This is a genomic window from Shewanella sp. SR1 (genome assembly GCF_020447145.1).
Classification (GTDB): Bacteria; Pseudomonadota; Gammaproteobacteria; order Enterobacterales; family Shewanellaceae; genus Shewanella; species Shewanella baltica.
In genome coordinates this window covers 24,505-30,504 of record NZ_JAJAEF010000037.1, presented here as the reverse complement: position 1 = coordinate 30,504, position 6,000 = coordinate 24,505, and the positions used below count along the sequence as shown (strand labels likewise).

The window sequence follows — 6,000 nt, the reverse complement described above, 5'->3', positions numbered from 1 at the left end:
GCGGGCGAGTGCTTCTGAGAGTTGCATAAAAAAATCCGATGACATGAGGTCATCGGATTTTGATCTTTTCAGCGAGATCGTCAAGCGATCTGTCTTAACTGATCGGCATTAACCTCGTCGGTGGCTTTTTTTTACCTCAGTTTTGAGGTGGATCTGACATTCTGCTAGCAAACTCACAAAGTTATAGTCACTTATGCTGTAAAAATGGAATGTTAATTAAATTAACAACTGGTGTAAAAATCAGCGCTCGACAGGCTCGGCTATTTAGCAGTAGGATGTCGGCAACCCATATTCCAGAGAGTTGTAGCCGTAGGATGTCGCATGGAAGAACGTAAAGTGTTAGTTGCTGGTGGTAATTTATTGCAAGCCCACACATGGAAAGGTTTATTAGAGGCCTGTGGTATTCATGTTGAGCTCAGAGGTGAAGCGCTATTGGGCGGGATTGGTGAGCTTCCGACAGGGATGCAAAACGTCGAGTTGTGGGTGGGCGAGTCCCAACATGCGTCGGCGCAAGTGCAACTGAATGCGTTGGATGTCGAAAGCCCACAGTGGCAATGTGTGCAGTGCCATGAAACCAATGAAGGCAGTTTTGAGCTGTGCTGGCAATGCAGCTCTGAGCGCAGTGAAAGCCACAATTAACCTTGGATAGGCGATCACCTTTGCTTTGTGCTGTGGCTGAAAGATTGCGTCTACTGGATGAGAAGATTACACTTTGCTGATAAGCTGACATTCATCATGTCATTCAATATCTTATCTAGGAGTTAGTGATGTCGCATCCCAGTGCTTTTTCCGCCCTTGTTGACGCAATTCTGCCTAACATCACCGAAGTGACCATTGAAGCCTATCAGGCCGATGACAGCTGGCACCTTGTGGATGTGCGTGAGGATCGCGAGTGGCTGCAGGATCATTTACCCCAAGCGAAACATTTAAGCCGGGGTATTTTAGAGCGTGATATCGAAGCACGTTTCCCCGATAAACATACCCCCATATTACTCTATTGCGCAGGTGGTGCGCGCTCAGCCTTGGCGGCCCATAATCTGCAACTCATGGGTTACACCCGCGTTGCCTCTTTGATTGGTGGCTATAAGGGCTGGGTACAGCGTCAACTGCCAGTCGTGCAGGATTAAGCGTTCAGGATCTCATTTAATGCAATATTTCCCCTTGTTTGTCGATACGGTTCACTTAAATGTTTTGCTGGTGGGGGCGGGTGATGTGGCAAGCCGTAAGCTGGCGCTGCTGACACGTACCGAAGCCAGTATTCACGTGATAGCCCCTGAAGTGAATCCTGAAGTGCAGCGTTATGCCGATACGGGGCGTATTCTGCTATCCCAGCGTGAAGTGGTCCACGCCGATATTCAAAATTATGATCTGGTGTATTTAGCCACGGCAAACGATAGTCTTAATGCCGAGTTGGCGACTCTAGCCACCGCGCGCGGTATTTGGGTTAATGCCGTTGATAATCCAGCTTTTTGTCGCTTTATTACGCCTTCGATTGTCGATAGAGGCCGTTTAGTGGTCGCGATCAGCACTGCGGGCGCGGCACCGGTATTTGCACGCACGATTCGCTCGCGCTTAGAATCCAGCCTACCGCAATCACTCAAGCCTTTATTCGACTTTGTCGCCGATAGACGCGTCGAAGTGCAAGACAAGCTCGATTCAACCTCGAAACGTCGCTTATTTTGGGAACGTTTTTTCGATACCAATGGCGACCGTTTCGATAGTCGTACCGCCGAGCATTACCATAATGCGTTTAATAATTTAGTTAGCCGCGGCGAAATCCTTTTGCTGGATGATTCAGCCTCTGTCGACTTACTGCCGCTCGCCGCCATGCCGTTACTGCAGCGCCTCGATTGGATCTATAGCCAAGGCGATTTGAGCGACGAATTGGCAGAATTAGTGCGTCGAGACGCTAATCGGGGCGAGTTACCCGCACTCAGTGAATTGAGTCAGCAGTACGAGCAGGGCACTCGCATGTTGCTGGTGGCCGATACGCAAAAAATCAGTCTGTTGAAGGCGCATTTCCCCATGGCTAAGCATTTACGACCCGGCGCGATTTAACCTCTTATCGATTCTGCCTTCTGTCCGATTGCACTTTCTGTTCGATTTGATGGACGTATCTTATTGTTCGTTTGAGCTAATGCCGAGTCTCAGGTAGACTCGGCAGCCTTATTTTAGGATTTCGCTGTTTCAGGATTTCACTCTGCATTTAGGATGACTATGGCCCTCAAAGCGACCGTGTTTAAGGTCAATTTACAGATAGCCGATATGGATCGGAATTATTACCAAGACCATCAATTGACGCTTGCCCAGCATCCTTCCGAAACCGATGGCCGCATGATGGTGCGTTTACTGGCGTTTATTGTGAATGCCAGCGAAACCTTAAGTTTTAGTAAAGGTTTGTGCGTCGATGACGAGCCAGAGCTGTGGGACAAAACCTTATCAGGCGAAATTGATCTGTGGGTTGAGTTTGGTCAGGCCGATGAGAAATGGCTGCGAAAGGCCAGTGGCCGCGCCAAAGTTGTGCAGTTATTTACCTATGGTGGCCGTAGTGTACCCATTTGGTGGAAACAGAATCAGCAGGCGTTAGAGCGTTACCAGAATTTAACCGTGTGGAATATTGCCGAAGAGTCGGTCACGGCGATGGAAGCCTTTGTTGGGCGCAATATGGCATTGCAGGTTTCTATCAGCGAAGGCCAAATTTGGCTATCGGATAATGAGACCAGCGTGTTGATAGAACCTGAAATCCTCAAAGATATTGCATAACATGTCTTGTAAAAAAAGAGCCTGCGATTGCAGGCTCTTTTCATTTATTACTTTCATTTTTCAGTAATGAGCATCGATTTCGACTTATTGGAAGCTCAGCTCCCAGCTATCGATATAACCCACATCACCACGGCCACTGTCTACGGCTTTTAACTTCCATACGCCGTTCGAATTAGCACCCGTCATATCAGCGGTATAGCTCTTGTTGATATTGGCAGCACCTGAACCTGTGTTGCTATGCAATGTAACTGTTTTACCAGAAGGGCTGATCAGCTGTACTTTTAAGTCACCAATATAAGGGTGGACTATGTTCACTACCGCAGTCACAGTGCCTGAATCACCAGTGCGAGTGACTGTGATTGGGCTAGTGATCCCTGCTGCTTTGTTATCAGGGATGTTGTAGTTATCAGTGTTGCTATAGCTTGCAGGCGTAGTCGGTGGAGTACCGCCGCTAGATGCTGTGTAGCTTGCTGTTAATGACACACCAGTGAAGGCCGAGTAGCCTTTTAGCATGGCGTAGTAAGTGCCTGATTGGACATTGGTGATTGGGCAAGACTCGCTATTGCCACTTTTATACGGACGGCAATCATAGTTAGCTGTAGTCGGCGCTGCACCATATTGCACATACAAGTCCGCATCACCTGTTCCACCGTTCATCACAAAGCCTAAGTTAGTTGCGCCTTGTGGTACGTCAAAGGAGAAGTGCAGTTCTTCACTCGCTGCGCCGCCTAAGCCCGTTTTAGCCACACCGTTAACTAACACGCCATCGGTTGGTGTTGGATCAACCGGACCCGTTGGGCCAGTACAAGAGGCATCTAAGAAGGTTTTCGCGGCAACAGCGTTGACTAAACCATAGCCATAGTAGTTGTCACGGCCTGCAGTACCAAGATCTTCGGCGGTCATTTTCAATGCATTACGAACCTGCGCCGCACTACACTCAGGGTGATAGCTCCACACTAAGGTTGCAACACCTGACACATGTGGCGTCGCCATCGAAGTACCGTTGTAGTACTCGTAATCTTTATTGCCTTGGTTGCTGACTGTTGCTGTCGCACCCAGTTGATTACGCAGTGCTAAACCTGTTGCGCGATCCACTGATACGGAAACCATACTGATTTCACTGTTTGCATCGACAAGGAAGGGGTTTTGTAAGCCAGGTAATGCCGCGTTACTGTAAACAATCGCTGCACTGGCACCGGCATTTTTACAGGCTTTAGCCGCATTGATTTCAGGGTAACTTGTGCCTTGATTGCCAACACGTTCCACTAAACAAATCTTATTGGTCATGTTGCCGCAGTTGAAGCTAGTTCCGCTGACGCTACATTCGGCAAGTGTGGCTGTCGCTGTGCCATTGTATGGCGCAGGTACATAGCTGCCGCCCGATGAAATGAGGCGATTATGTGGCACGACACCTGAATCAAAGTAAGACTGACCACCGATAGTGATATCGGCTAAACGGCCTTCGCCACGGGTAACCGTCGACAGAATCGCTTCACCTGGGCCAGATATTTCCACTTGATTGGTGTATTGGGAAAATGCCGAGTGGTCTTTATGATTATCCACAGAGGCAACAGACATCACGCCATCGTAGGATGCAGGGTAGCTGTGAGTGCTGTCGCCTGCGTTACCCGCAGCGGCAATCAAGAGCACGCCATTATTATAATGTGCAGCCAGAGCGTTACGCTCAGTGGTGCTGGAACCCGCGCCACCTAAACTCATAGTGACAACGTTAGCGCCGTTGGCAACACAAGTGTCTACTGCGGCCACTAAAGATGAAGAGTAACCCCAGCCCGATTCGTTAAACACTTTAACGACATGAATATTGGCAGTTTGATTTGGCATTACGCCGATCACGCCGTCATTGTTAGCAATCGCCGCAATCGTGCCAGCAACGTGAGTGCCGTGGGCGTTGTTGTTGCCCGGCTCAAACCAGTTGCCTGTACCTGAGTTATTGGTACCCGTGACATTGTTGCCACCTAATTCGCTGTGGCTTCGGTCGTAACCAGAATCGATAATACAAATCGTGCGGTTGCCCGCTTGGCTATCGCTTAACTGAGTCGCCCCTACAAAGGTTTGGCCCCAGGGTGTGCTTTCACTCAGTAAGTGACGCGGCATGTCTTCTTCAACATATTCCACATCGGCGCGTTTTTTTAAGGTATTGATGCCGTTAGCATCGAGTTTGACCGAGTAGCTGTTACTGCGGCCGATACGCTTCATTTCTTTCGCTTGCACTTTATTCAATGCAGTGTGCTGGGCACTGATTTCCGCCATTTGTGGCTGATAATTCATCGTGCTTGGCAGCGCATCAGTTGTCGCGTCACTTGATTGCTGATCACTCATTGATTGCACATTACTGGCCGACATAATGGCCGCTGCATCGGCGTTTTTAAATTTCACAATGTAACGCTTTGGCAGTGGAGAGGTTTGTGCTTGTAATGCTGCGGCAAAACCTGGGGCTTGTGGTGCTGCTTGTACACCGGCTGAGATCGCAATAGCTAAGCTTGAAAGGCTTAACGCTATTTTAGTGGTTCTGTTGATTGTCATGTTCTTCTTCCATGGTCAATTTAGTGTTAATCATTATTATTTTATGTTTCATAAGAATAACTACGACTCAGATGCTACTCGGTTAGTGAATCTATCTGCGACTAAAGTATTTGTAAATCAATTGTTAATGGTATGGTCGCTTGTAAAAATCTATATTTTATAAGCAGTTAATGTGAATATAAATTCAACATGTAACGAGTTGTAACCAAATTCTATTCAAATTTTTGTTTTTTTATGTGGTAAAAATGAATAAGCGAATGCGAATTTACGGTCAATATGAGTACTTTATATTGATTTGTTTGTTTTCATGGTATTGAAATTTATGCATATATTTTTTAGTGATTATAAATAACTAAATTGAACTTTAAAGTTTAAGGATAATAATAAGATTTTCTCAAGTGATTGATTATGCGAAATTGTTGCAAAATCCTGTCAAGGGAGTGGCGGTTGCCAATTCATTGACGACGGCTAAGCCATTCACGTTAATTTGTTGAGGTGTTTTTTGAAGGGGAATGTGAGCGGCAAAACGAGAAGTGAAAGCATGCGATATGGCTTTTAACGGTAAATGCTGAGTGAACATTATCCAAAATAGCGGTACAGGATATGAGCTACCACTGCAAACTCGTACATGCTTCAATTATGTTTGTGAGGCTAATTATGTCGATAACTTTCAATTAAAAATTTTAAATAATC

At 46.9% G+C, this 6,000-nt stretch carries 5 protein-coding genes; 4 read left to right on the top strand and 1 reads right to left on the bottom strand.

What is annotated here, in order from left to right; genetic code table 11:
• The first annotated feature begins 321 nt into the window (after positions 1–321).
• The 4 genes from KV201_RS21115 (at position 322) to KV201_RS21100 (ending at position 2,763) form a co-directional block, all read left to right on the top strand.
• Positions 322–639, top strand: coding sequence for a DUF2007 domain-containing protein (locus KV201_RS21115; protein ID WP_006082273.1), 318 nt, complete (start codon positions 322–324; stop codon positions 637–639).
• Between the two features lie 128 nt (positions 640–767).
• Positions 768–1,127 (top strand): rhodanese-like domain-containing protein, encoded by a 360-nt coding sequence (locus tag KV201_RS21110; protein ID WP_071939588.1) that lies wholly within the window; start codon positions 768–770, stop codon positions 1,125–1,127.
• A gap of 19 nt (positions 1,128–1,146) precedes the next feature.
• Positions 1,147–2,058, top strand: a complete 912-nt coding sequence (locus tag KV201_RS21105) for a bifunctional precorrin-2 dehydrogenase/sirohydrochlorin ferrochelatase (RefSeq protein ID WP_226060484.1) — start codon at positions 1,147–1,149, stop codon at positions 2,056–2,058.
• A 159-nt stretch (positions 2,059–2,217) separates the two neighbouring features.
• Positions 2,218–2,763, top strand: a complete 546-nt coding sequence (locus KV201_RS21100; RefSeq protein WP_006085495.1) for a YaeQ family protein — start codon at positions 2,218–2,220, stop codon at positions 2,761–2,763.
• An 84-nt stretch (positions 2,764–2,847) separates the two neighbouring features.
• Here the strand turns inward: KV201_RS21100 and KV201_RS21095 are convergent, their stop codons facing one another.
• Positions 2,848–5,307 (bottom strand): S8 family serine peptidase, encoded by a 2,460-nt coding sequence (locus KV201_RS21095; RefSeq protein WP_226060482.1) that lies wholly within the window; start codon positions 5,305–5,307, stop codon positions 2,848–2,850.
• Positions 5,308–6,000 lie beyond the last annotated feature (693 nt).